The 22,792-nt window shown below is 46.1% G+C and carries 25 protein-coding genes; 15 read left to right on the top strand and 10 right to left on the bottom strand.

Annotated elements, in window-relative coordinates; translation table 11 throughout:
- The 9 genes from LQZ19_RS07245 to LQZ19_RS07285 all read left to right on the top strand — a co-directional run.
- A partial coding sequence (locus LQZ19_RS07245) for a tyrosine-type recombinase/integrase (RefSeq protein ID WP_411047000.1) occupies positions 1–1,391 on the top strand: 1,391 nt, incomplete at its 5' end.
- 129 nt (positions 1,392–1,520) lie between these two features.
- A complete protein-coding gene (locus tag LQZ19_RS07250; RefSeq protein ID WP_411047001.1) occupies positions 1,521–1,847 on the top strand; it encodes a helix-turn-helix domain-containing protein in 327 nt (108 codons plus the stop codon).
- Complete coding sequence (locus tag LQZ19_RS07255) at positions 1,831–2,382, top strand: hypothetical protein (protein ID WP_411047002.1); 552 nt, start codon at positions 1,831–1,833, stop codon at positions 2,380–2,382. The genes LQZ19_RS07250 and LQZ19_RS07255 overlap by 17 nt, the downstream gene beginning before the upstream one ends.
- A 2-nt stretch (positions 2,383–2,384) precedes the next feature.
- A complete protein-coding gene (locus LQZ19_RS07260) occupies positions 2,385–3,608 on the top strand; it encodes a phage terminase large subunit (protein ID WP_411047003.1) in 1,224 nt (407 codons plus the stop codon).
- 59 nt (positions 3,609–3,667) lie between these two features.
- The gene (locus tag LQZ19_RS07265) at positions 3,668–4,858 is read left to right on the top strand and encodes a phage portal protein (RefSeq protein ID WP_411047004.1); all 1,191 of its coding nucleotides are present in this window, start codon (positions 3,668–3,670) and stop codon (positions 4,856–4,858) included.
- A complete protein-coding gene (locus LQZ19_RS07270) occupies positions 4,848–5,555 on the top strand; it encodes a response regulator transcription factor (RefSeq protein WP_411047005.1) in 708 nt (235 codons plus the stop codon). The genes LQZ19_RS07265 and LQZ19_RS07270 overlap by 11 nt, the downstream gene beginning before the upstream one ends.
- Complete coding sequence (locus LQZ19_RS07275) at positions 5,536–6,228, top strand: HK97 family phage prohead protease (protein WP_411047006.1); 693 nt, start codon at positions 5,536–5,538, stop codon at positions 6,226–6,228. The genes LQZ19_RS07270 and LQZ19_RS07275 overlap by 20 nt, the downstream gene beginning before the upstream one ends.
- A 64-nt stretch (positions 6,229–6,292) precedes the next feature.
- Positions 6,293–7,597: a phage major capsid protein gene (locus LQZ19_RS07280; protein WP_411047007.1), complete on the top strand. Its 1,305-nt coding sequence runs from the start codon at positions 6,293–6,295 to the stop codon at positions 7,595–7,597.
- Between the two features lie 22 nt (positions 7,598–7,619).
- Positions 7,620–7,859, top strand: a complete 240-nt coding sequence (locus tag LQZ19_RS07285; protein WP_411047008.1) for a hypothetical protein — start codon at positions 7,620–7,622, stop codon at positions 7,857–7,859.
- A gap of 97 nt (positions 7,860–7,956) precedes the next feature.
- Here the strand turns inward: LQZ19_RS07285 and LQZ19_RS07290 are convergent, their stop codons facing one another.
- The 5 genes from LQZ19_RS07290 to LQZ19_RS07310 all read right to left on the bottom strand — a co-directional run bounded on the left by LQZ19_RS07290 (position 7,957) and on the right by LQZ19_RS07310 (position 11,173).
- Entirely contained in the window at positions 7,957–8,373 is a 417-nt protein-coding gene (locus tag LQZ19_RS07290) for a hypothetical protein (RefSeq protein ID WP_411047009.1), read from the bottom strand.
- 47 nt (positions 8,374–8,420) lie between these two features.
- On the bottom strand, positions 8,421–8,756 hold the full coding sequence (locus LQZ19_RS07295) for an SARP family transcriptional regulator (protein ID WP_411047010.1): 336 nt from the start codon (positions 8,754–8,756) through the stop codon (positions 8,421–8,423).
- Positions 8,757–9,582: 826 nt separating this feature from the next.
- The gene (locus LQZ19_RS07300) at positions 9,583–9,837 is read right to left on the bottom strand and encodes a hypothetical protein (RefSeq protein ID WP_411047011.1); all 255 of its coding nucleotides are present in this window, start codon (positions 9,835–9,837) and stop codon (positions 9,583–9,585) included.
- 145 nt (positions 9,838–9,982) lie between these two features.
- Positions 9,983–10,429 carry a hypothetical protein gene (locus LQZ19_RS07305; protein ID WP_411047012.1) on the bottom strand — a complete coding sequence of 149 codons (447 nt, stop codon included), beginning with the start codon at positions 10,427–10,429 and terminating at the stop codon, positions 9,983–9,985.
- A gap of 420 nt (positions 10,430–10,849) precedes the next feature.
- A complete protein-coding gene (locus tag LQZ19_RS07310; protein WP_411047013.1) occupies positions 10,850–11,173 on the bottom strand; it encodes a hypothetical protein in 324 nt (107 codons plus the stop codon).
- A 251-nt stretch (positions 11,174–11,424) separates the two neighbouring features.
- Between LQZ19_RS07310 and LQZ19_RS07315 the strand changes: the two genes are divergently transcribed.
- The gene (locus LQZ19_RS07315; RefSeq protein ID WP_411047014.1) at positions 11,425–12,759 is read left to right on the top strand and encodes an IS4 family transposase; all 1,335 of its coding nucleotides are present in this window, start codon (positions 11,425–11,427) and stop codon (positions 12,757–12,759) included.
- A 65-nt stretch (positions 12,760–12,824) separates the two neighbouring features.
- Here LQZ19_RS07315 and LQZ19_RS07320 read toward each other — a convergent pair whose 3' ends face one another.
- The 3 genes from LQZ19_RS07320 to LQZ19_RS07330 all read right to left on the bottom strand — a co-directional run bounded on the left by LQZ19_RS07320 (position 12,825) and on the right by LQZ19_RS07330 (position 14,599).
- Complete coding sequence (locus LQZ19_RS07320; RefSeq protein ID WP_411047015.1) at positions 12,825–13,637, bottom strand: hypothetical protein; 813 nt, start codon at positions 13,635–13,637, stop codon at positions 12,825–12,827.
- A 243-nt stretch (positions 13,638–13,880) separates the two neighbouring features.
- Positions 13,881–14,354: a hypothetical protein gene (locus tag LQZ19_RS07325; RefSeq protein ID WP_411047016.1), complete on the bottom strand. Its 474-nt coding sequence runs from the start codon at positions 14,352–14,354 to the stop codon at positions 13,881–13,883.
- Entirely contained in the window at positions 14,354–14,599 is a 246-nt protein-coding gene (locus LQZ19_RS07330; protein ID WP_411047017.1) for a hypothetical protein, read from the bottom strand. Before LQZ19_RS07330 ends, LQZ19_RS07325 begins: the two co-directional genes overlap by 1 nt.
- Before the next feature lie 191 nt (positions 14,600–14,790).
- Between LQZ19_RS07330 and LQZ19_RS07335 the strand changes: the two genes are divergently transcribed.
- From LQZ19_RS07335 to LQZ19_RS07355, 5 genes are all read left to right on the top strand, one after another.
- A complete protein-coding gene (locus tag LQZ19_RS07335; protein ID WP_411047018.1) occupies positions 14,791–15,180 on the top strand; it encodes a helix-turn-helix domain-containing protein in 390 nt (129 codons plus the stop codon).
- Between the two features lie 93 nt (positions 15,181–15,273).
- Positions 15,274–16,065 (top strand): DUF72 domain-containing protein, encoded by a 792-nt coding sequence (locus LQZ19_RS07340; RefSeq protein ID WP_411047019.1) that lies wholly within the window; start codon positions 15,274–15,276, stop codon positions 16,063–16,065.
- The gene (locus LQZ19_RS07345) at positions 16,062–17,246 is read left to right on the top strand and encodes a DNA polymerase Y family protein (RefSeq protein ID WP_411047020.1); all 1,185 of its coding nucleotides are present in this window, start codon (positions 16,062–16,064) and stop codon (positions 17,244–17,246) included. The genes LQZ19_RS07340 and LQZ19_RS07345 overlap by 4 nt, the downstream gene beginning before the upstream one ends.
- Positions 17,246–20,209 carry a DNA polymerase III subunit alpha gene (locus LQZ19_RS07350; RefSeq protein ID WP_486401703.1) on the top strand — a complete coding sequence of 988 codons (2,964 nt, stop codon included), beginning with the start codon at positions 17,246–17,248 and terminating at the stop codon, positions 20,207–20,209. Before LQZ19_RS07345 ends, LQZ19_RS07350 begins: the two co-directional genes overlap by 1 nt.
- Before the next feature lie 113 nt (positions 20,210–20,322).
- Positions 20,323–21,075: a hypothetical protein gene (locus tag LQZ19_RS07355; protein ID WP_411047022.1), complete on the top strand. Its 753-nt coding sequence runs from the start codon at positions 20,323–20,325 to the stop codon at positions 21,073–21,075.
- A 42-nt stretch (positions 21,076–21,117) separates the two neighbouring features.
- On the opposite strand, the gene LQZ19_RS07360 is transcribed toward LQZ19_RS07355, so the two are convergent.
- Positions 21,118–21,969: a type II toxin-antitoxin system RelE family toxin gene (locus tag LQZ19_RS07360; RefSeq protein ID WP_411047023.1), complete on the bottom strand. Its 852-nt coding sequence runs from the start codon at positions 21,967–21,969 to the stop codon at positions 21,118–21,120.
- A 104-nt stretch (positions 21,970–22,073) separates the two neighbouring features.
- On the bottom strand, positions 22,074–22,763 hold the full coding sequence (locus LQZ19_RS07365; RefSeq protein WP_411047024.1) for a hypothetical protein: 690 nt from the start codon (positions 22,761–22,763) through the stop codon (positions 22,074–22,076).
- Positions 22,764–22,792: the final 29 nt, after the last annotated feature.

Below are 22,792 nucleotides of genomic sequence, written 5' to 3' on the forward strand. Positions count from 1 at the left end.
GGGGTTTAACCATGCGAGTAAGGGAATCTTATTCACTGTACCAGCGGAAGACACCGGCGGGGGTGGTCTTTTATTATCAGATGTACGATGAAAACGGAAAACGGCTGTGCGGCCATTCCACGGGGAAAACGACCAAAACGGCGGCAAGGGAGTTTTGCAACCAGTTGCTGAAGGCTGGAAAGCTGATGCCGGAAAAAGAGAAAAAACCGACCTTTGGGGAGTTTGCTCAAGGGTGGTGGGATTTCGAGACGTGCCGTTATACCAAGAGCCGAAATGCCCGGAACGCACTTACCCAGCGATACCTTGATACTGCCAACTATACCCTGAAACAATATATTCTGCCGTACTTTGAAAAGGCCCGCATTGACCTGATTACCGATACCATGATTGATAACTGGCTCATTTCCCTGTTGGATAAGGGTTTTAAAAAGAATACGGCCAATACTGCTTTCAACATTTTCAGGACTATGTTTACCTACGCTCACCGGAAATTGCGGATTATTCCATCCAACCCTTTTGATGTGGTACAAAAGCTTGGCTCGGCCAAAAAAGAGAATGAGGAGGAGGATGATATGGAGGATCAGGAGGAAATGACTATCCTTACTCCGGAAGAAGTGAAGCGGCTGTTTCCTGAAAATTGGGAAGATGTATGGACTAAAAAATTTTACTATGTGCTGAATAAGCTAGCGGCTTGTACGGGTATGCGGCTGGGGGAACTGCTGGGGCTGAAAGCCAAGTATGTATGTAATGGCTATGTGTATGTCAGAAAACAATTTGATAATTATGGCTACCGGAATGTTAAGACGAAAAAGCCCCGGTATATTCCTATCCCCAAGGGGGTTGAGGATGACCTTCGGGAGCTTATTGCGAAGAACGGGGATGGGTTTGTTTTCGTTTGGAGACCTAATGCTCCAAAGCCGGTATCGCGGGCTTGTGTAACGATTGAGTACCACCGGGCACTGGAAAAGATAGGGATTGCCCGCGATGTACAAACAAAACGGGGGCTGCATATGCACGGTTGGCGGCATTTCTTCAACACCTTCCTCCTGATGGCAAATGTATCTGATGACAAGGTAATGGCACTGACAGGTCATACTACTCAAGCTATGAAAAAGCATTACACCCATTTCGATGGTTCTCAATTTACGGATGTGAAAGCCTTGCAGGAAAAGATGATGGACCAGAAACCGGAGGCTCCTGTCCCGGTACAGATACCGGCTCCGGGCTCAATGCCGGGCGGGGCAGTCAATATCCAGGTGCTTAATGTGGTGGCACCCTCGGAAACGGGGGATCCTATAGCGTGGCTTGAACGGGTGGATTTTTCTGTTATTGCGGAAGTGGTCAACCGAAAAATGCGGGAGCGTGACGTAACGGAGAATAGCGCCGTCTAGGATTTATACAAAGAGTTGTGAACGTCCCTGGGAAACCGGGGGCGTTTTTTTTGCTCCGGCGTCAAAAAGTCATCAAAAAATTACCTTTGTGAAATATCCAATAGGCAAAATTCAGGCGAAAGTGTGGGCATGGATAAAGCGAAAACGGTTTGGGCGGAAAAGATGATTGTCATCGAGGACTTGATGACGATTCAGGATGTGGCCCGGATTACCCAATTCAAGGTTTGTACGATTCGCAAGTTTGTGTTGAAAGACACGATTCCCTATATCAAGGTGGGGGGCGGTTTGCGGTTTCGACCTTCTGAGATTGCGGCATGGATCAACAGGGGCATGAAAGGCGGGGATGCTGCGGAGCTTCGGTCCGGGAAGGGGGAAAGCGAAAAGATACCGGAATTGTTTACCGGGCAGGAAACAGACTGCGGTTCCAATGGGGTGGATGATGACGGACATAAATAAAGTTATCGAAGAAGCATGGCATCACGATGCCTTGGCGGCGATTCTGCCGTTTGAGTCCTGGGAGCGGCTGACCGGGGAGAGTGCGGGGGCGTTTGCGGCGTTCTGCGCTTTCCGGGATTTTGGGCCGGATCGGAATATCCGCAAGGCGGTGGAAACTGCGGAGGGAGATGAAAAAAAGCGGGGGAAGAAATACCGGCTCTGGCGGGGCTGGGCGGCGGCGTTCCGGTGGCGGGAACGGGCGGCGGATTATGACAGTTACCTGGATAAGCTGAAACAGGCGGAGCTGCGGAAAACCATTGAGGAACAAGGGAAAGTCCACCGGGCAGTTACGGGGAAAATGCTGCGGGTGGTTGAAAAGAAACTTGACCTGATGGATCCGGCGGATTTGGCGCAGGGGACGGTAACGGAGTGGGTTTCCACGGCGATACGTGCGGAGCGGGAAGCTGCGGGGCTTGTTACCGGGAAGGACAAGCCGGAGGGACCGGTCGATAAGAACGGGCAGATTACGTTTCTCCCGGATTTTGAGGGACTTTGAGTATGACGGTGTTTAAGCCTACTCCGGTACAGCGGCAAGCGTTAAAGCTGGTAAAGGGCGGGGCGAAACATATACTGCTGTTTGGCGGGTCCCGGAGTGGCAAGACTACGGTCTTAGTGATGGTGATTGTGTACCGGGCGATACGCTTTGCGGGGTCTCGGCATTTGATTTGCCGGTACCGGGCGAAGGATGCCCGGTCCTCGGTGCTGCGGGAAACGCTTTTGCCGGCGCTTACCAATACGGTGGGCAGTAACCGGTATAACTATCTGGCCCATGAAAACATGATTACTCTTTTTAATGGGTCGGAGATTTGGATTGGGGGCCTGGGGGACCGGGAACAGGCTGATAAAATCCTGGGGCATGAATATAACACGATTTATTTTAACGAGATTTCGCAGCTTAGTTATATTTCGGTTACTACGGCCTATTCCCGGCTGGCTATGCGGGTACCGGGGTGCCGGAATTTGTTTCTGTATGACTGCAACCCTGGCAGCCCTTTACATTGGGCGTATAGGATTTTTATTCGCAAGCAACAGTTTTTGAACGGGGAACCGCTGGCTCGGCCGGAACTGTATGCCTCGATGCTGCTTAACCCGGCTGATAACCGGGAGCATTTGCCGGATGACTATATTTCTGATGTGCTGGACGCGCTGCCGGAAAAACAGAAGGCGCGATTCCGGGATGGTTCCTGGGTAAAAGCGGAAGGGGTTATTTACGAACTGTTTGACGAAACGATGATTTTACAAGCGGCGGGTATGCCTGCCGAATATGACCGGATTGCTGCGGGGCAGGATTTTGGACTGAACATTACCAATGTAAAGATCGGGTGGGTTGGGGATAGTATTTATGTTCTCGCCGATTATGGCGCTTTCAACATGACTACGAAATCTTTTAACGAAGAATTATCCGCCCGGCATTGGTTTGACCTGGGGCCTGGTGGTTTCGGTTTTCCGGTGTACTGCGATCCGGCTGGGGGTGAACGGATACAAGAAATTACCGGAGGTATTAAGGCTAATAACAGTGTTGAAAGCGGGATTGATTTTATCAACGCGAAGATAGAACGGGGGCAATTTTTTGTTGCTGATGGTTGTACCGGGGTCCTTTCTGAGATATGGGACTACTGCCGGGATGAAGCGGGGGAGATTGTAAAGGTTAATGACCATTTTATGGATGCGCTCCGATATGCGGTTTTCTCCGATGTCCAGCAGGGAGTTATCGCGCAATGAGGAGTATCCGGGATTTCTTTTTTCATAAACAGAAAAGTCATGGGGTAGTGACAAATGTCATGGAAAAAGATTTTCTTCTTGACAATCCTGACAATTATCAATACAGGTTTACCGGAAATGGGTATATACAAAATGCGTGGGTAAATATTGCGGTTGGGATTCTGATTCGCAACATTGCACGGGCTTCGTTCATCTTGGTGCGGGGGGGCAGCGAGATAACGAGCGGACCGCTGTATGAGCTTTTCAGGAGACCTTCTTCTTCCATGAGCCGCTACGACTTGTGGAAGGAAACAGCGGCATGGTGGCTCCTGGAAGGAGAAGCGTTCTGGTGGTTTGGACCGGATTACGCTGGTGGTCTGCCGAAAGCTTTATATATCCTTGACCCGCGAAGGGTGCGGCACGAAGGATACAATGGGTTGGATGTAAAAAATGATTTTACGGGGAAATCCCGGCGTTGGTTTTATCAAACTGATGTTGCCTTACTCCCTCTCTTACCTGATGAGATTATTCATTTTCGGGATTGGAACCCATTTGATCCGGTGCGGGGGGTTAATCCACTGGCAGCCCTGGCCCTGGAACTGGAACAGGACTTTTACGCAAATAAGGCGAATTCGCAATTACTGAAAAACAACGCCATTCCCCAGGGTATCCTGAAAACTGACCAGACTATCAGGCCGGAGGAAGCTGACGCATTGGAACGGCGCTGGGAGAGCAAATACGGCTCGATACGGGCGAACCGGAATATTGCCGTATTGGGGCGGGGGACTTCCTTTGAAGCGTTAAGTTTTTCTCCGGAAGTGGTGAAACTGTTTGAGCTTAAACGGTGGAACCTTTACACGATACTTGCGAAGTATGGCATCCCTCCACGGGTAGCCAATATGTATGAAAAAAATTCCTCCCTATCCGGTAAGGATACGGCGGAACAACACCGGGCGTTCTGGCAATACACAATTATTCCGCTTCTGAAACAATTTGAAAATATTTTGGAGACGAAATTTTTTGCCCGGTTTGGATTACGGGAAGAAGGTATTTTTGATCTGCGGGATATTCCCGAACTGCAGGAAAGTGAGGACGCGCAAAGCAGCCGGGACATTGCGGAGATTACTGCCGGACTAAAGACGATTAACGATGTTTTGAAAGAGCGTGGGAAGGAACCTAAGTCCTGGGGCGATAAGTGGTACCGGCCTAAAAACCTTGTGCCTGTGGATTTGCAGTCCGGTGATAATGCCGGGAAAGAGCATGGCGAATAATATTATTGTGGCGAGTACTTCGGTACCGATTGCAGAATATATTCGCAAAAATGTTGAGCAGGTTACCCTCATGGAACCGATACTGCTTGCTTCTGATTTGGAGGATTTGAAGGAAAAAATAAAACGGTACCAGGCGCGGCTGGTGTTTCTTGAATCGAACTTTCTGGATATTGCTACGCCGTATTTGGTGGCGGATTTGAAGGGGAAAAATGAAAAGATCCGTTTTGCTATTTTTAGTTTCGAAAAGATGGTATGTCAGGAAGTGGAGCGTTTCTATAACCTGGGGGCGGTGGGATACTTGAATTATCGTAACGGTCTTGAGTCTTGTTTAATGGGATACCGGAAACTGCTTGAGGGGAAAGACTATTTTCCGGAAGAAATAACGGAACATTTTGCGGATTACCGCCTGGGGGAACTTAAACACCAGGAATTGACTGTGCAGGATATGGAACTGATGCGTTTATTGAGCCGGGGAAAAACGGCTGATGAGATTAGCGGACTGTTACATTTGACCTATGAAACGGTGAAGAATTATAAGAGCCGTATTTACAAAAAGTGCGGGATAAAAAATGCGGTCCAGCTTTTACTGTTTGCATTATATATGGGTCTAATAAGCCCGGAAGAATTGTTGAAGGCGGCCTTCGGGGAAGGCGGGAGCATGATGAAAAAGGGGGTGTATGGTGATTCTGAGGAATAAGGGCGGGGAATTTCAGGTGCAGGACCGGGCGGGGCTGCTGGGGTTTCTGCGGGGGGAATTGGGGCTCCATCCAACGGAGGGCGGGAAAAAAGTGGTCAACGATCTGGGGCTGGAATGTGTTTGCGCGGTTCCTTTTGCAGCCTTTGTGAAGGATGGGGAAGGACAGGAAAGCGCCGTGGCGTGGACCTTCTCTACTTTTGATCTGGACCGATACGATGAGCGGGTTGATCCGGCTGGATGGGATTTCAAGCGGTACTTGCAAAACCCGGTTATTGAGTGGGCTCACCGCTACGATATTCCGGCGATTGGCAGGGCCGATGGGCTCCACGCTGATGACACGGGCTTACACGGTTCCATCATCTTTAATAACAAGGACTATGATCCCTTCGGGTGGTCTATCGGGGAGCGGGTTAAAGCTGGGGTAATTCGGGCCGGTTCCGTGGGGTTCCGGGTGTTGGAAATCGAGCTGCCTGACAAGCAAGCTGCGGAGGATGGGACTACCTTAATATTCCGTAAACAGGAGCTTTTGGAATTCAGTATTTGCAATGTTCCGGCGAACCCTTATGCGTTGCGGAAATCATTTACCTCCTCTGATGGGGAAGTAATTCCTATTGATTTAACTGCGGCCCGGCAATTTTGGGGCGGTTTTATGGGAGGTGCTGTGGGGGTATAGGCGGGGATTTACGGGGCGGCGTTGCCGTCTTAGACAGTAATACTATATTTTAGTGGGGTGGTATATGGATGAACTGATTAAGGCTGTAAAAGCAAAATTGGCGGCTATGGCGAAAATCGAAAAGACCGGGTTTAGTGATCCGGCGAAGGCGGCGGCATACTTTGCGGAAAAGGAAATTATCATCGAGGATATTTTCAAACTTTGTGAAGCCTTGTCTATCCAGTATGGGGATGAAACGGAAGCCCTGAAAAGTACGGTTAAGGAACTGCGGGATAACCTGAAGGGGCAGGCGGCGAACCCTCGGGAGCTTACCCGGCGGGAACTGTACTATGCCCTTGGTAAAGGGATTGCGGCGGCGTGGGCGGGGAACCATAAGGCCCTTGCCGATTTGTCGTTTTCGCCGAACCTCAAGGCGGATAACTGGACGAACCCGAAGGATGTGTCCTGGGGGGAAAAAGGTTGGAAGGTAGACCGGGCAGCCCTGGGGGAACCGATGGGAAATATGGCTACCAATGATCAGTACCTGATCAATCCCATTTATGAAAATGAGATTATGCAAGATGCCGCCAAAAAATCGGTGATGATGAATCTGGTGCGTCATCGTCCGATGATGGGGCCGTCTATCTTCCTTCCTACTCGGGACCGGGGCGGGGTGCAGTTGCATTGGCTTACCGCTTATGGACAGCAGATTACGGGGAGCAAGCCCCAGGGGGCGCAGCGGGTAGAACTCAAGGCGTATACCCTGGCGGGGTTTATTCCCTGGTTTGATGAATTCGAAGAAGATGTCTTTACCGACCTGGGCGCCATGTTTGTGGAGGAGTTCATAGAATCGTATGGTCAGGAGTTTGATCGTCAATGTCTGCTGGCCGATGAGGATCCTTTTACCGGGGCTCTGGCGGCTGATGGGACGGTGGAGGTAGAGATTGCCGGGGCGGATATTAACGCGCTGACCTGGAAGGATTTCCGGGATGCGGTTTACCGGGTTCCTGCGGAGGAGCGCAAGGATTGTGCGTGGTTCCTCCATGAAACGGTATTAAACCATATTGCTAACATCGAGGACGCTGACGGGCGGCCAATATGGAGGCGGCCTACGGAAGCTATGCCGGGCAAGCTCGATCTGTATCCGTATCATGAGGTTTCTATCATGCCGCAGCTTGGGGCAGTTGAAAACGATACTCCCTTTGCGATCTTTATGAATCCGAAGCGCATCCAGCACGGGAATCGCAAAGGGATCGAGATCAAGAAGTTTGACGGGACTACGGAATCAATGGAGTACGGGGAGTTGTTCCTGCGGTTCCGCAAGCGGGACGGGTTCCTCGTTACCAGGCCATCGGGGAATATGGTTATACTGAAAACAAAACCCGAATAAAGGAAAATAGGAGAAAAGGGTTATGATAATCAATAAATGGGATATAGATATTGAAAAGATGACGTGTAGGAATCTTTCTAACCGGATCATGGTTCGGTTTACTGATACGGAGAGCGGCATTAACGGTAAAATTGATGATGTGCCGTTGACGTTACTTTCTTCCCTGGCACGGCATCCAGGCGGGGCGGCATATCTCGGGCGGCAGCTCGGGGAAGCGGAGCGGGTTTTTATGCCGGAACTGGTAAAAGCCCGAACAGCATAACCTAAAAAAGCCCCCAGCGGTGGGTAATCCATAAAAATTAGGAATGAAGAATTGGGAAGGGACCGTCCGGAGATTATCCGGATTGTCCCTTTGTTTATTACACTGATATAGGTTTTCTGAAATAATCGGGATTGCGCTGGTATAGTGCGGCCTCAATTGTCTGTTCTCCAAACCAATAATCAATATTTAAGGGAGCTATACGGCAGATTTCAGAAACGCTGGTGTAGCCCCATTCGGACATTTCAAGGTCATCATTCAGAATGGTATAGCCGAACATGGTATCTTCCCGGTCGTACTCACAAATGAAAATATCGGTTCCGCCATAGAAGTAATGGAAGATGGCGAGATGTTCGTCTTTGCTGTCTGTCTCGTAAAGCCTGGGGCATTTTTCAAGCTGCTTCGCAAGCCGTTCTATTGGATCGGCATAGGTTTCGGGATTGGCGGCAGTTACCAGTAACTGGCTACGAGGGATGATGATGGATAGTTCATCGGCTATTTCAAAATTGATTTTCATAGTTTCTCCTTATAGGAAATATCCCCCGCATAAGCGGGGGGATGGCGTTACAAAGTTACGTTTGACAGTTCAAATGGCGGCTGGCTGAAAATACACTTTTGACATTTTGATTTATCCTGACAATGACCACAAATTGAAGCGGGTTTGTAAACCGCTACCAGTAATTGGACCATGTGATCTACTGCAGCAGGCATTTTTTTCCCTAGTGCCCAGGCAAGGCGCCGGACAGATACGGTAGCTAATTCTGAAAACTGCGGGGTATAGGGCTTATGACCTGGGGTGGTTTTTCTGGCCCTAATTGGAGCGGCGGAAACTGGCTGGCTGGACCTGCGGGCGTCAATCCCGGCTTGGGTAACAAATTCTTCATCTTCTTCCTCTAACATAGAAATACCTCTTAAAAAGAAATAACCCCTGATAGCTAGGACCGGGGAATGAGCGACTAAAACAAAGTAAGCTGCCCCCCTGATAACAGGGGATTTCCCCGGGGGCCTTTGGTGTAAGTACGGACCATGAACACTGCCCATTTTTGGGCGCTATTTTTGCGGCGGAAATACCGTTTTGCGGTGTAGTAGTTACCGACGGCTGACAAGGAAGGACTAGGCAAGGTGTAAGCTTTTACCGTGGAGAAATATGGGCAACAGTGGACCCGTTCAAACTGGCAAGGGAAAACGAGGACCGAAGCTAGATAGAATTTTCTAAGCATGAAAATACCCCCTATATGAAATAGCGATAGTACCGGACGGACAACGCCGCCGTCCCCCCGGTCCCCCCCCTTTTTTTTGCCCCTATTGAGGTGGTGGGACCCTGGGGGCTCACGGTTGCTGCCCCCAGGGTCCCACCACCGGGGGCAAAAAAAATCCCGAAGGGTCTTGGAAACCTGGAAGGTGGGACAGGGTTTTGTAAGCGGTGTCCGGCGTTAGCCCTGGCCCCCGTAGGGGGTTGGCATGACCCTTGCCTGCCCCTCAAGGGCAGATAAGCAAGGGGCATGCCAAAAGGGAGCCGGGGAATAGGGTTTATATGGGCAAAATATTCTCTGAAATTGTTTTGCAATATTTGCGAAGGTAAATGATATTGAAATTGCCTAGCAATTTCTTTCTACTAGGTGGGCGTTGCGGGGTACCCCCGCAGAGAGGGGTAGCGGAAAACCGAAGGTTTGGAGCGATGGGGAGAATCTTCTCCCCATTTGGGTGCCGATATTTTGTTCTGTGACTATAATGGCTTAGGGCTGTTTTCTATTTTGGTTTCAAAGTAGGCGCGGAGGAAAACATTTTTGCCTTCTTCTATGAGTTTTTCCAAATAGGAAACATCAGTTTTCTTTTTGGCAATGGAGGATAATAATTTTAGCGGCATATCTTTAATTTCGGGTTTAAGGAATTTTCCGTCCTTGACGAATTGTAATATCATATTATTGGTTAAGTGGCGGCATGTCATGGCGGTGAGGTCGGCAATCCAGGGACCTTGCATAATGGTAATATTATCGGACATTTTTGGCCTGGCTTTTTTTTACTAGTGTATACATTATAATCCTTTATGCTCCATTGTATTATAGAGACTTTTCTCCATTATGGTGCCTGGCACCTTTTTATTCCCTTGCGTTGCCCTTCTTTTTTTATAATAACCCATTAACATTTTTATAAAATATTAATGTTGTTCTTTTGGCCCATTGCAAAAAATCTTCAGAAAGTAAATTATTACCATATTTTGATATATCTTTCTTAATATACATTCGTGAGGCGTACTTTTCTCCCGGATCCCAATGTTCCTCAATAATTACTCCTTCGCCTGTTTCATTTTCGATTTTCTCTTTATTAACTATAACTTTATTTAAATAATATAAATTTGTTTCTTCTTTATCATTTTCAAAATGAATTTGAATCATAAAATATTTCTTTATCGCACCATGTCCGGGAAAACCCCATTCAAAATGGTGAACTTTCCTCATTTTGGGAAAAGGTTGATAATTTCTTCCAGACGGAGAAAGTTCACATAATTCTGGTATATCATCTTGCAACAAAGATATTAAATTATTATAAATTGCTTCAAAATCTGGGTGCATTAAATCTCCCTTTTCATTGTTATTATGATATTAAAATTTTACTATGTCAAGCGTTTTAATATCTTTCTTAGCCCGTCACCTGGAGGGCCGGGTGTCTTCTCTTGTTGTGTAAAAATTGCACATAACAAAGTTTATACGAATTTTACCTATTTCCTCATACCCGCTGTATAAACGCTAATGTACCATATTGCTACTGGTAGTATTCCTCGATTGAGAGAAACTAAAATAAATTGGTTTTAGGCAACACTTGCGTTGCCACTGATACTGTCTGCAACAAACATAGTTTTTCTGTGCATAAGAGCATTCGGTAAAATAAGGTTTTTATATGGATTTTGCTTTAATGGAGAAAATATTTTTTTTGTATTAGCTTGACGATAGCGAAAAAAGCCCGGGGTTACACAGTGGGTGGCACAGTTTCCCCTATTTCCAATAATGCTCCATTTCCTTAAAATAGGTAAATATAGTTTCTTTGCCAGCATCATCAACAAGATGATATGTTATATGATGTGCCTTTTCAAATTCTCTGACTTCTTTACCATGCTTTTTAATACCGTAATCGTGTTTGAATATTTCTTGAGCCCGCCATGCCAGGTTCAAACCATCTCTACCACCTACAGAATTAATAGGAAAATCAAAACCTGCGCTAAGGTCTGGATAAGCATCAGGCCCATGCCCCCAGTTTTCACTCAAATCAACGGGTATTTTTGTGGTTTTATCAAGAAGAAAATAAAATTCTTTATACATAGTCAACCTATTCTTGTTATAAAAATAATAAAGGCTTACCGAAGCAGCACCCCAAGGGAGATAAGCTGCCTATTTATAATAACATAAGTAATTCCTGGGGGGTCAAGGCCGTTTTATCCTCGGATGCGGTGGAAGGTAACGCTATTGGTAGTGTCCCTTGTACGAGGGACACTAGACATTTCCGGTGCCAGGCCCAACATCATAAACTTAAGGGATAAAGGGAAGCCTACGATACTGGAAACAGGGGATCTATGGCAGACTGGGAGGGGATAAAGCGGTTTGGGAAATTGCAGGCACGGATTTATAGCGAAAAGCTGAAAGGCACAGCACGGATAGCCGGAGATGAGAGCAGCTGGACCCGAAAACGGGATATGCCCCTGGGAGATATGCTGGCGTGCATCCTTGGGAGGAAGGCCTTGAGTGCGACCATGGAAATACGGCAGTATTTTCAGATGGCGGACAAGGTGGAACAAACAGTAAGCAAACAGGATTATCTGAAACAGCGGCGGAAATTAAACCCGGAGGTGTTCAAAGTTCTGAACCGGGAATATCTGCGTGATTATTACGAAACGGACGAAGCAAAACTTTGGAATGGATATCTGGTACTGGCAGTGGATGGGAGCCGGGTGGAGATACCGAATTCTGAGGAGAACCGGAAGACCTATGGGGAAAGCGAAAACCAGTATGGGAAAGCGGTGGCACGGGCAAATTTCAGCGGCCTCTATGACGTATACAATCGGTTTTTTCTGGATATCGGGATACACCATTTCACAAGCAGCGAGAAAGAGGAGGGGAAAGAACATATAAAAGCGATAAGGCAAATAGTGGGGAACCGTCCGGTACTGCTTATTTTTGACCGGAATTATGTATCATTAGAATTCATCAATTACCTAGAGAAAGCCGGGGTAAACTACCTGATTCGGCTTCATAAGAGAAATTATAAGGCAGAGGTTGATGGGATGGGGAGCCGGGATGAATGGGTGGAACTTCAACACACGAAGAACCGGCTGAGGAATTTGAAGGAAGAAGCGCTCAAACGAGCCGCGGAACTGGAACTGCAGGGGTCAACCCGCGCACGGATAGTGAAGGCGCGATTTGGTTTCGATGAAGACGGTGCGTTGATAACGAATCTGCCTAAAAGCATCGGGGCGGAAGCAATACGGCGGCTGTACCGGAAGCGCTGGGAGATAGAGAAGAAATATCATACCCTGAAAAACAAGATGAAGTTTGAGAGCGTGACAGGAAAAGCGAGTATCTATGTGGAACAGGACTTTTGGGCACAGGCGCTGGTCTTTAACATGACCCATGATTTAATAACGATAGCGGAGAGGAAAGCAGTTAAGAGAGCCAAAAAGAAAGGACTCCGGTATGAGGTACGAATAAATGAAAACATCGCTATAGGATTGTTCAAGGAACAATGTATCCGATTGATATTGGAGGAAGACAATGTCAAGAAGGACGTAATGTTCAGAGGGCTCATGGCCGACATGGAAAAAAACATAGTACCGGTCCGCGAGTCAAAGAGTGCACATCGTAAATGGAACTATTTCAACAAATATAAATGTAACCAGAAACCGAGCTTTTGAGGCTTAAGTTTATGATGTTGTGCCAGGCACCCTTGCGTTGTCAGGTTAGGCGAAGTTGCCGGTTTTTATTTGACCCTTTCTAATATTTTTTTATAAGCTACATCTGCATTTTCCAATGAATCAATTTTAAAATGTACCTCAGGGGAAATGCATTTAATATGTACCAGAAAAAAATCTCTTCGGAAATTAATATCTACCAATCTTTTGTCACTTAGGTCCAAATGCCAATCCAATTTTGCAGAACTAGAAGTTAGTCTAATTCTTTTATCAATATCTAATACCCTATTGATCCACTTGACAAATAAATCTCTTACAATGGGATGCGTTATATATTTATACAAATCATTAGGCAATACATGTTTTCCTAATGTTCCGACAGATGGTACTGCTTCTTTAATTTCTTGGGAGTTAATTTCCAAATCTTTACGACTAGAAATTTCATTTGCACTAACGAAGTTTTCCTTTACCACTATTTGTAATTGTTCGTAGGCATCGGGAGGCCTATCTTTATCCCGCCAGCCATGTTCGGTTAACGCATCATCTTCCTCTTTGGTGATGGTCACCATTTCTGCTTGGTCAAACCAGCGCTGGGCATCGGATTCAGAAAAAAACTCCCCCTTGTCCCGAAATTCTTGGTAAAACTGTATGGCAGGCTTTTTGTGATCTTTTATTTTGGCAGAGATCATGTTTTCCTGGGCTTTTTCTGATATTTTCACCCCTTTACATTGTCCAATACTATCGGTGATATACCTGACAGCTGCGTACAAAACATGGTCTGCGTATTTGTCTCTACCAAATTTTTGAAAACCTTTATTGAGGTACATGATAAATTCAGTCATCAACTTTTTATCCATTGTGTGATCCCATTTATGCGCCATATTCATTTCTCCTTTGATGTTAATTTTTCTAACCTTCTTATAACATATACATCAAATAGTATTTGTCAATATCTATATATATGCCGACTTGGCAATTTCGCCTAACGAGGATCGAAGCGACATTTAAAGCCCTGTTTCACTCTAAAATCTTGGGTCCATTCACAAATCGAAGAAGGGGCTTCTTTATGGATACTCATTCCACGGCATCGTTAGACGAAGTTTGGGCTACTTTCATTTATATTTTTAATTAGTTATTCGTCTTGTGGCCGTATTAAAATAATCCGAAAACAAAGAGTTACCATTTGCCCAATAATTCCATGCTCCATCTTCATTTGGAAATCTTGTTTGATAATCCTCTATCAATTCTGATGTCTTATTATCATAATAATCGTAATTATCTGAAGCACTTTCAAATATAACATTATATTTGAAATCTCCCATTCTGTCTCCAAATATTTCATATAACTTTTCAGCAGTATCTCTAACAGTTTGCCAATATGCTTCAGCCACAGCATGAGATCGTATTACTTCAAGATAATTTTCTTTTGTTTTATTTTGATTGAATTTATCAATTGCTTCACTTACAATTGTTCTAACCCTTTGAATCATTGAATCTGTGTACCAAAGTTTGAAACGATTTTGTATTTGACCATAAGTTTCAGAAAATCCATTAAATGCAATTAATAGAAATAATGAAACTAAAAATATCTTTTTCATTATTTTTTCTCCAAATCAACAAATCCCACAATACATGGTGCAAGGTTACCTTGAGTCATACATTGTTTTTGAACATCTACGGGGCAAGTTATAGTACCTTTTTCCTCTATGCAATTCCAATCATTATGGACTGGTTTATTAAGTGTCATTTGAATTATAAAATTTTTACCATCAAAACCAATTTTCGACTCATTCTGTTTATCATGCCAACTAATCATTAAATGGTCACCTTTCAATTTTTTCATTTTAGCCTCCAATCTTTAAGGCAGAGCAAAGGTGCCTGTCACCACTTTGACTTTTCCCGGTCCAAAATTTTTTCTCATAATAGCCCCTTTATACAATAAGGAATTATAGACCACTACTTCGGCAATGTCAATACTTTAACTACGCCTAATATCGGATTGATTAGGTAAGGGTAAAGCCCAAAAATTTATTAATGAAAAAGCAGTTTGATGAACGGGAACAAGAGTTAAGGCGCATTTTAAGCGAGAATATCAAAAAATACCGCGCAAGGCGGGCATGGTCACAATTCAATTTAGCTGCAAAAAGTGACCTTTCCACGAATTTTCTTGCTGATATTGAGGCTGGGAACACATGGGTTTCCGGTTTGACCCTTTCCAAATTGGCTAAAGCCCTTGAAGTTGAGGCCTATGAGCTGCTAAAACCGGATAAAGGGAATTCTACACTGGAAAACCACACCGACACCCAAGCATTTATGGACAAATTTACAAAGGATTTGTCTGTTGCCCTACAGGATTCGGTTGAAAAAACTGTTAAGCACGTTAAAAAGCACTATGAAACCTCTCCCAATGAGATTGAAAAGTAAAAACGGGAGATAAAACGAGGGGTGAATAAACCAGATACCTGGAACCGATTGTCTCCCCTTGCATACTACACATTAGTATAGTATAACCAAACTATGACCCAAATAGAAATTGGAACCTGCGGCTATCATTACACGGATTGGATAGGACCTGTCTACCCCGAGGGGACGCCCAAAACGGACTATCTGCGGCTGTATGCCGGGCGCTTCCCCACGGTGGAACTCGATTACGCCTACTACACCATGCCCACGGCGGCCCAACTGGCGAATATGCTTGAAACCGGGCCGGAATTGACCTTTTCGATAAAAGCCCACGAAACCCTGACCCACAAGGTAAACCCCGATACCTGGGAGGGGGATGCCCGGACCTACCGGGAGGCCCTGAAACCGCTTCTGCAAGCCCGGCGGCTGGGGGCGGTGCTGTTCCAGTTCCCCTACTCCTTCCACTATGAGCCGGACCAGCGGCGGTACCTGGACAAGGTTTTATCGTTTTTTGCGGATGTACCCCTGGCGGTGGAATTCCGCAATGCGGAGTGGATCAACAACCGGGTTATAGACGCTTTACGTAACCGGAACGCCGCCCTGGTATCCCTGGATATGCCGGAACTCAAGGGACTGCCCCCGGCGCTGGACACGGTTACGGCGCCCCTGGCGTATTTGCGGTTCCATGGCAGGAACGGCGAAACCTGGTGGGGGTCGGATGCGGCGGCCCGGTACGACTACCTGTACACGGAAGCGGAGCTGGAAACCTGGGCGGGGCGGATTAAGCAGATTGCGGTTAAGGCGGATCGGGTACTGGTGTACTTCAACAATCACTGGCGGGGGCAGGCGGTGCGGAATGGGGAAATGCTGATCGCCATATTGCAAAGGGCGGGGCTGCTGGGGTGAGGAACGTTAGCCATCTTAACGTGATAGGGTTCCGGGCGGCGGTGGCGGCGGCGAAGGACCGGGGGCTGCGGGGGCGGCCCTTTGTCATTACCGGGGCTGCCGGGGGGCGGGCGCTGGTGTGGGATGTGTCGGCGGAGGCTATGAAGGCAGGTGTCTTTCCGGGGATGTCCCTGGCCCTGGCGGAAAAGCGGGTTGCGGATTTGAAGGCCCTGCCCCCGGACCCCACGGCTTACGGGCAAGTTAATGGGATTATCGACAGTATTATTGCACGGTATGCCCCGGTGTACGAGAACGATGCTGCGGGGAATGTGTTCCTTGACCTGAGCGGGACAGGGCGGCTGTTCGGGAAAGCGGTGGATGTAACAAGCCATATCTGCAACGAGATTTTCGATGCCGCCGGGATTACGGCAACGGCGGCGCTTGGGTCCAATAAGGTGATTACCAAGGTGGGTACCCGGACTATTCGGCCCACGGGGTTGATCCATATCCGGGAGGGAGAGGAAGCGGCGTTTTTGGCTCACCAGGATATACGGCTGCTTCCGGGTATCGGCCCGGCGCTGCTGCGGACGGCGGCGGTTACGGGGATCCGGGAGATTGGGAAATTGGCGGGTTTATTGGACGGGGAAGCGCTGGCCCTGTTCGGCAAGCAGGGACTGCGGCTTAGGGATTGGGCGCGGGGGATAGACGGGCGGCCTGTGGAAGCCGGGGATTCCGGGGAACGGACCATCCGGCAGCGGCTGGACTTTGGGGAAGACGTGATTGAGGGGGAGCGTATTGCCGGCGCCCTGGTGTACCTTGCGGAACATACGGGGTTTGAAATGCGATCCGGTAAATTGGGGGCCTCTTATCTTGGGCTGCGGGTGGTGTACTCTGATGGGGTTTCGGTTCTGGGGGAGAAAACAGCAAAACGGCTTTTTGTGATGGATACTGAAATTAGGGCTTGTGCGGAGGAACTCTATAAACGGATTGTTGCCCGGCGCATCCGTATCCGGTCCATGACGCTGACCCTGGGAGGGTTCAAGCCCCTGGGATGGGAGCCGGATTTGTTTATACCGGAGCCAGAGATTCGGGACCGGAAGATCCAGGCGGCGGCGGATAGGATACGGGGGCGGTATGGGATTGACAGCCTTATGCGGGCCTCGGTGCTGGGACCGGCTCTCCCTGTATCGGCGGCCCAATGATTACTACACGGCTGGGGCTTGGTTCGGCCTACTCGCTACTGTACGGGGTTAGGCAGCCGGGGGAGCTTATTGAACGCGCAAAGGCCCTGGGGACGAAAGTTATCAGTATCACTGACCGGGATAATCTCTACGGTCTGCATACCATCCTTGAAAAGGCAAAAGAAGCGGGACTGCGGCCGGTGATTGGGGCGGTATTGGCGGAGCGGTGCCTGGCACCGATCTGGTGTTTTGCGAAGGATAGGCGGGGGTACTCAAGGCTCTGCGAAATTCTGACGGCGCGGGTTTCGGATAAGGGCGGCTACCGGCCCTTAGATTTACTGCGGGAGGATGCGGCTGGGTTGATTCTGGCGTCTGCGGATGGCTCGGTGCTGCAGGAACTGGCGGGGCGGGTTCCGGCGTTGTATGGGGCGATTACGCCTGATTCCCTTGGGGCTGTAAGCCTCAGCCGAAAGCTCGGACTACCGCTGGCTTTCCTGGATATCTCCCTGTTTCTGGACAAGGGGGATTACCAAGTTCATCGGGTGTTACGGGCTATTGGTTTGGGAAAAACCATCGGCTCCTTGTCACCGGAGGATACGGTTACGAAAGATAGTCATGTGCTTTTAAGCGAAGCGGAACTGGAACGGCGGCTGTTATCATGGCCGGAAGCAATCGCCGGGACGGCGGAAATTGCGGCGACGTGTACCTACAATGAGCTTTTTGACGGGTTTGTGTTTCCGGGGTACGCAGAAGTAGTGCCTGGCACCGAATTGCGGCGGCGGGTTATTGCGGGGGCGGTTAAGCGCTATGGGGAACTGGGGGACGGGGAGCTTGAGCGGATAGAGTATGAGCTGGGGATTATTGATGGCAAGGGGTTTGCGCCTTACTTTTTGGTGATGGATGATATTGTGAGGATGGCTAATGGACTCGGAGGGTCCAACCGGACTTGCGGCAGAGGATCCGGGGCGGCGTCTATTGTGTCCTATTCGCTTGGGATTACTAATGTTGATCCGATTGAACACCATTTGTACTTTGAGCGGTTCTTAAATCCGGCCCGGGCTGACCCGCCTGATATTGACGTGGACTTTGCCTGGGATGAGCGGGACGATTTGATACAAAAGGTTATCGAACGGTTTGGGCCTGAACACTGCGCACGGGTTGCCAATCACACTATGTTTCGGCCCCGGTCGGCGTTCAGGGAGGCGGCAAAAGCCTACGGGTTCGGGGACGCTGAGATTTCGCAGATTGAGAAGCGGCTGTTTCAGTTTGGGGATAAGACTGACGTGAAGGATTCCTTATGGACAGAAATACTGTCCATTGCGGGGAAGCTTGAAGGGCTGCCCCGTGGGATGGGGATGCACTGCGGGGGGCTGGTGATTACCCCTGGGAAGATTAGTACCTATGTGCCGATAGAAAAATCCCGTGAAGGGTATCCGTTGTTGAGTTGGGAGAAGGAAGGGACGGAAGCGGCGGGGTTCGTGAAGATTGATCTGTTGGGAAACCGGTCGTTGGCGGTTATCCGGGATGCCTTGGCAAATCTGGAGGAACAGGGGAATGGCATTGACCGGGATACCTGGCAGCCGATTGAGGATGGGGCTACCGTGGCGGCGTTGGCGCGGGGGGATTCTATGGGGGTGTTCTACATTGAGTCTCCGGCTATGCGGCAATTACAAAAAAAAACCGGGGCGGGGGATTTTGAACATATTGTGATCCATTCCAGTATTATACGCCCTGCGGCAAATAAGTTTATCAATGAGTATGTACGCAGATTAAAGGGCGGGGAATGGGCGCCGCTTCATCCACGGCTGGCGTATATTCTGGATGAGACCTACGGGATACTTTGTTACCAAGAGGATGTGAGTAAAACTGCGGTTGCGCTGGCGGGGTTTGACGAAGTTGAAGCGGACAGGCTGCGGAAAGTTATTGCCAAGAAAGCGGGGGTTAAACTAGCGGCGTATGAAAAGCAGTTTTTTGAGGGGTGCAGGAAAAATAATGTTTCTGATGATGTGATACAAAAAATATGGGATATGATGTTGAGTTTTGACGGATATAGTTTTTGTAAGCCCCATTCGGCTAGTTATGCTATGGTTTCATTTCAATCGGCTTATTTGCGGGTTCATTACCCAGCAGCATTCATGGCGGCGGTCCTTTCCAATGAAGGCGGGTACTATCGGCCCCATGCATATATTGCTGAGTGCCGCCGTATGGGGCTACATGTGGAAGGGCCTGATGTGAATGCAAGCCGGTGGCGGTACTACAGCATGGGGAAGCGGGTTATTGTGGGGCTGATGGCGGTAAAGGGGCTGTCTGCTTCCGGAGGGGCGGCGATTGTTGCGGAGCGGGAGAAGGGCGTGGAGTTCCGGTCTCTGGCGGATTTTTTGCGGCGGGTACGGTTGGGGCGGGATGATGTTATTGCGCTGTGCCCTGCGGGGGTGTTTGACGGCATTTCCGAGGGCTTGCCCAGGGCGCTGCAGGCGCGGGAATTGTTGAAGGCCCATACCGGGGCGGGCCGTAAGGGGCAGGATGAATTATTTGCTGAGGAGATAACCCCGGTTTATCGCTTTGGCGGGGGGGCTGTACTGGCTCCGGCTCCGGTGAAGCGGAAAACGAGTGATGATGAGTTATGGGAGGAATACCGGGCGCTGGGGTTTTTGCGGCGGCTCCATCCGCTTGCGCTGTGGAAGGATAAGATTAGGGGGTTACGGCGGGTTAAGGCTGCCTCTATCGCCCTGTATGTGGGACAGTATGTGTGCCTTTTGGGGTGGCCGGTTACACAGAAAGAGGTTTGGACTAAGGATGGGCTTACAATGAGCTTTCTGACCTTCGAGGATGAGACGGCGCTATATGAGACGGTGATTTTCCCGAAGGTGTATGAACGGTATGGGCGGATGCTGTTTGACCAGGCGCCGCTCTTGGTGTATGGAAGGGTTTGCGAGGATAACGGGGCGGTGTCGGTGGAGGTGGGAAGGGTGGTGGGGGTATGAACATTGGAGGCGAGGTCATACTCATATTTTATATAAATGATTTTATGTTTATTTTTTTTATTCAATGCTTATGTAGTGATTGACAAAAATAAAATAGAAATATATAACAAATTATGAACATCAATGGCATTAATGTCAAAGAATATAGAGATATAATTATTCCTTATATTAAGAGTGATTTTGAAGACAATGTTCTTGAAAAACAATATCAATTTAATATTGAAGAAGGAAAATATAATGATACTAGCATATTTAGTAAAGCGGAACAAGATATATTAAATAATAATAATTCACCCTTAAAAAAGAATATAGCATTAAAAGAAATTATTTCTAATAAATTAATTCATTCAAAAAATCCAATTAATATTTATTCATGGATTGTTAAACAGTGGGGCGGGATTACAAAGTTTAATAAAACTGAAATGGAGATAAATTATTTTTTTAATGAATTGGAGTCAAAGAACGTAACTGCAAAATATTTTGGAACAATTTCTTCATTATCAAAAATCGCATCTTTTAAATATCTTAATAAATACTTTATCTATGATTCAAGGGTTGCTTACGCATTAAATTGGTTGATAATTAAATCAAAAAATAATATTAAGAAATTTCCAATGCCTTCTGGGAGAAATACAGACTTATCAGATAATTATAATATCAAAACAATACTTGCACTATTAAAGAGTAATATTTATTTATCAAATAAATATGCATATATTATTTATTGCGAATTAATTAATGAGATATATAATAAATTAAAAGACATTTGTAAAGAACCTTATTACATTGAAATGTACCTATTTTCATTATTTGAAAAAATAATTGAAGAAATTAAAATGAAAGTAGAATTAACAATCAATATATAAGGTGTGGGTAGAATATTAAATAAAGCTAACATATGCATGGTATCATGAATTCCATAGACCTGAAAATTTTATTTTAATTTCATCTTCCAAATCTTCAAATGCTGTTAGACCAGCGTTGTGTTCAGCTTCAAGCATTTGTTTCCCCCTTTTTGATTTTAAAGCATCTTTATAGAAATCCATTATTTCCTTTGCGTTTTCTTTTTCCTCTAATCGAAATATGGTATTTTTGATACTTTCTTGATAATCATAGTCCAATTTTGAATCATCAGCTATTGCAGGGTATAGTACTTTTTCACGCAGGTAGTTCAATATTTTTTCCCTCTCTTCTATTTCGTTATTAATAATTGATTCAACTTGTAAATCCAGAGCCAAAAGGTCTAATTTGGTGTATACTTCATCTGATATAATTCCTTTTATTCGTTTAAAGGAATTGTAATCGGGTATATTTTTAATAAACCCTATATCGCTAAAGGGCACGCCAATCTCTCTTAATTCCTCAAAAGTTTTATTATCAAAAAGACATTCCGCTTTTTTCTTTGATAAGTTTAATCTTTTAAAATAATCAATAGGCATCAGTTGTGCTTTCCCACTAATTGTTATAGAATTAACCCTTTCCTTTTTTTTATACGCTGAATCATGAATATCAATCCATAATAAGTACATGCCTGATGATTTGTCATCTATATATATTATCGCCCTATAGTCTTTATCAATTCTAGCAGAATGTAAATCCTTACCATCAATTTTTTCTTTCAATTTTTCTAAATTTAGTGATATTAAATTTGGGGCTTTAAATAATTTTTCAAAAAAGACTAGCGTCTTTCGCTGAATTATTTTAGGCAATTCTGAAAATGATCCAAAAAATTCTGGTGAAATCAATATTGCATATTTCATATTTTTCCCCTATATTCGTTATTCTGGTCAAAAATGCTTTATAAATAAACTTGACTTAAGGTTGTTTTTTGAAACCAAAAAATCCTTTTTATTACTTTCAAAACTCACTCTTTTAGTCTTATACCCGAAACTTTTTCATTTTCGACATATTCAAAAATACTAATATAGTAATTTTTCTCTTCCATAACACTTTCGTATGTTTCTTCATAATTTAAATTTTCCAATCGATCGTCACACTCTTGTATTAACTCTGCGCAATATTCTTTTAAATCAACAAGGTTAAAATTAGCTGGTTCCGGCCATTTATCAAAAATTATGTATGTTCGTAAATAATCATTAAAATGAGCGCCCCAACTCATATCTGTCACAGGTTTTATAGTATAAGGCTCTACAGATCCTATTTTAAATGTTACAGGTTCTGCACTAAAAATATTTACAAAGGCTCTTCCCATCATGCTATTAGAATATAAAACAATACATTTAAAAATTTTATCTGATTCTGTTATATAAGTCGTATCATTATGAGCTTTAATAATCATAGATGAAGTCTCATTGACAAAAAGAATTGGTTCGTTAAAGGCATCGGTTTCTAAAAAAGCATCGAGAAGCGTTAAGTTATAATTTTTTATTGCTAAATAACACTCATAAAAAACCGCACTTTCAGGCGCTCCATTCCAAGTTGTGCGTTTTTGTCTATATAAAAGAGCTTCGCTTTGATCTGACGATCCAGATGCAAATATGATTACGCAATGTAGAACGAATAATATTAATAAAACAAATCTTTTGTAAAACAAAATTATATCCTCCAAAACATGGCTTTAAT

Source organism: Treponema primitia (assembly GCF_046533075.1).
GTDB classification, from domain to species: Bacteria; Spirochaetota; Spirochaetia; order Treponematales; family Breznakiellaceae; genus Termitinema; species Termitinema primitia_B.

Coding starts and splice junctions, on each gene's coding strand:
- LQZ19_RS07250 (WP_411047001.1), top strand. CDS start 1,521: ATGGATAAAGCGAAAACGGTTTGGGCGGAAAAGATGATTGTCATCGAG.
- LQZ19_RS07255 (WP_411047002.1), top strand. CDS start 1,831: ATGACGGACATAAATAAAGTTATCGAAGAAGCATGGCATCACGATGCC.
- LQZ19_RS07260 (WP_411047003.1), top strand. CDS start 2,385: ATGACGGTGTTTAAGCCTACTCCGGTACAGCGGCAAGCGTTAAAGCTG.
- LQZ19_RS07265 (WP_411047004.1), top strand. CDS start 3,668: ATGGAAAAAGATTTTCTTCTTGACAATCCTGACAATTATCAATACAGG.
- LQZ19_RS07270 (WP_411047005.1), top strand. CDS start 4,848: ATGGCGAATAATATTATTGTGGCGAGTACTTCGGTACCGATTGCAGAA.
- LQZ19_RS07275 (WP_411047006.1), top strand. CDS start 5,536: ATGGTGATTCTGAGGAATAAGGGCGGGGAATTTCAGGTGCAGGACCGG.
- LQZ19_RS07280 (WP_411047007.1), top strand. CDS start 6,293: ATGGATGAACTGATTAAGGCTGTAAAAGCAAAATTGGCGGCTATGGCG.
- LQZ19_RS07285 (WP_411047008.1), top strand. CDS start 7,620: ATGATAATCAATAAATGGGATATAGATATTGAAAAGATGACGTGTAGG.
- LQZ19_RS07290 (WP_411047009.1), bottom strand. CDS start 8,373: ATGAAAATCAATTTTGAAATAGCCGATGAACTATCCATCATCATCCCT.
- LQZ19_RS07295 (WP_411047010.1), bottom strand. CDS start 8,756: ATGTTAGAGGAAGAAGATGAAGAATTTGTTACCCAAGCCGGGATTGAC.
- LQZ19_RS07300 (WP_411047011.1), bottom strand. CDS start 9,837: ATGCAAGGTCCCTGGATTGCCGACCTCACCGCCATGACATGCCGCCAC.
- LQZ19_RS07305 (WP_411047012.1), bottom strand. CDS start 10,429: ATGCACCCAGATTTTGAAGCAATTTATAATAATTTAATATCTTTGTTG.
- LQZ19_RS07310 (WP_411047013.1), bottom strand. CDS start 11,173: ATGTATAAAGAATTTTATTTTCTTCTTGATAAAACCACAAAAATACCC.
- LQZ19_RS07315 (WP_411047014.1), top strand. CDS start 11,425: ATGGCAGACTGGGAGGGGATAAAGCGGTTTGGGAAATTGCAGGCACGG.
- LQZ19_RS07320 (WP_411047015.1), bottom strand. CDS start 13,637: ATGGCGCATAAATGGGATCACACAATGGATAAAAAGTTGATGACTGAA.
- LQZ19_RS07325 (WP_411047016.1), bottom strand. CDS start 14,354: ATGAAAAAGATATTTTTAGTTTCATTATTTCTATTAATTGCATTTAAT.
- LQZ19_RS07330 (WP_411047017.1), bottom strand. CDS start 14,599: ATGAAAAAATTGAAAGGTGACCATTTAATGATTAGTTGGCATGATAAA.
- LQZ19_RS07335 (WP_411047018.1), top strand. CDS start 14,791: ATGAAAAAGCAGTTTGATGAACGGGAACAAGAGTTAAGGCGCATTTTA.
- LQZ19_RS07340 (WP_411047019.1), top strand. CDS start 15,274: ATGACCCAAATAGAAATTGGAACCTGCGGCTATCATTACACGGATTGG.
- LQZ19_RS07355 (WP_411047022.1), top strand. CDS start 20,323: ATGAACATCAATGGCATTAATGTCAAAGAATATAGAGATATAATTATT.
- LQZ19_RS07360 (WP_411047023.1), bottom strand. CDS start 21,969: ATGAAATATGCAATATTGATTTCACCAGAATTTTTTGGATCATTTTCA.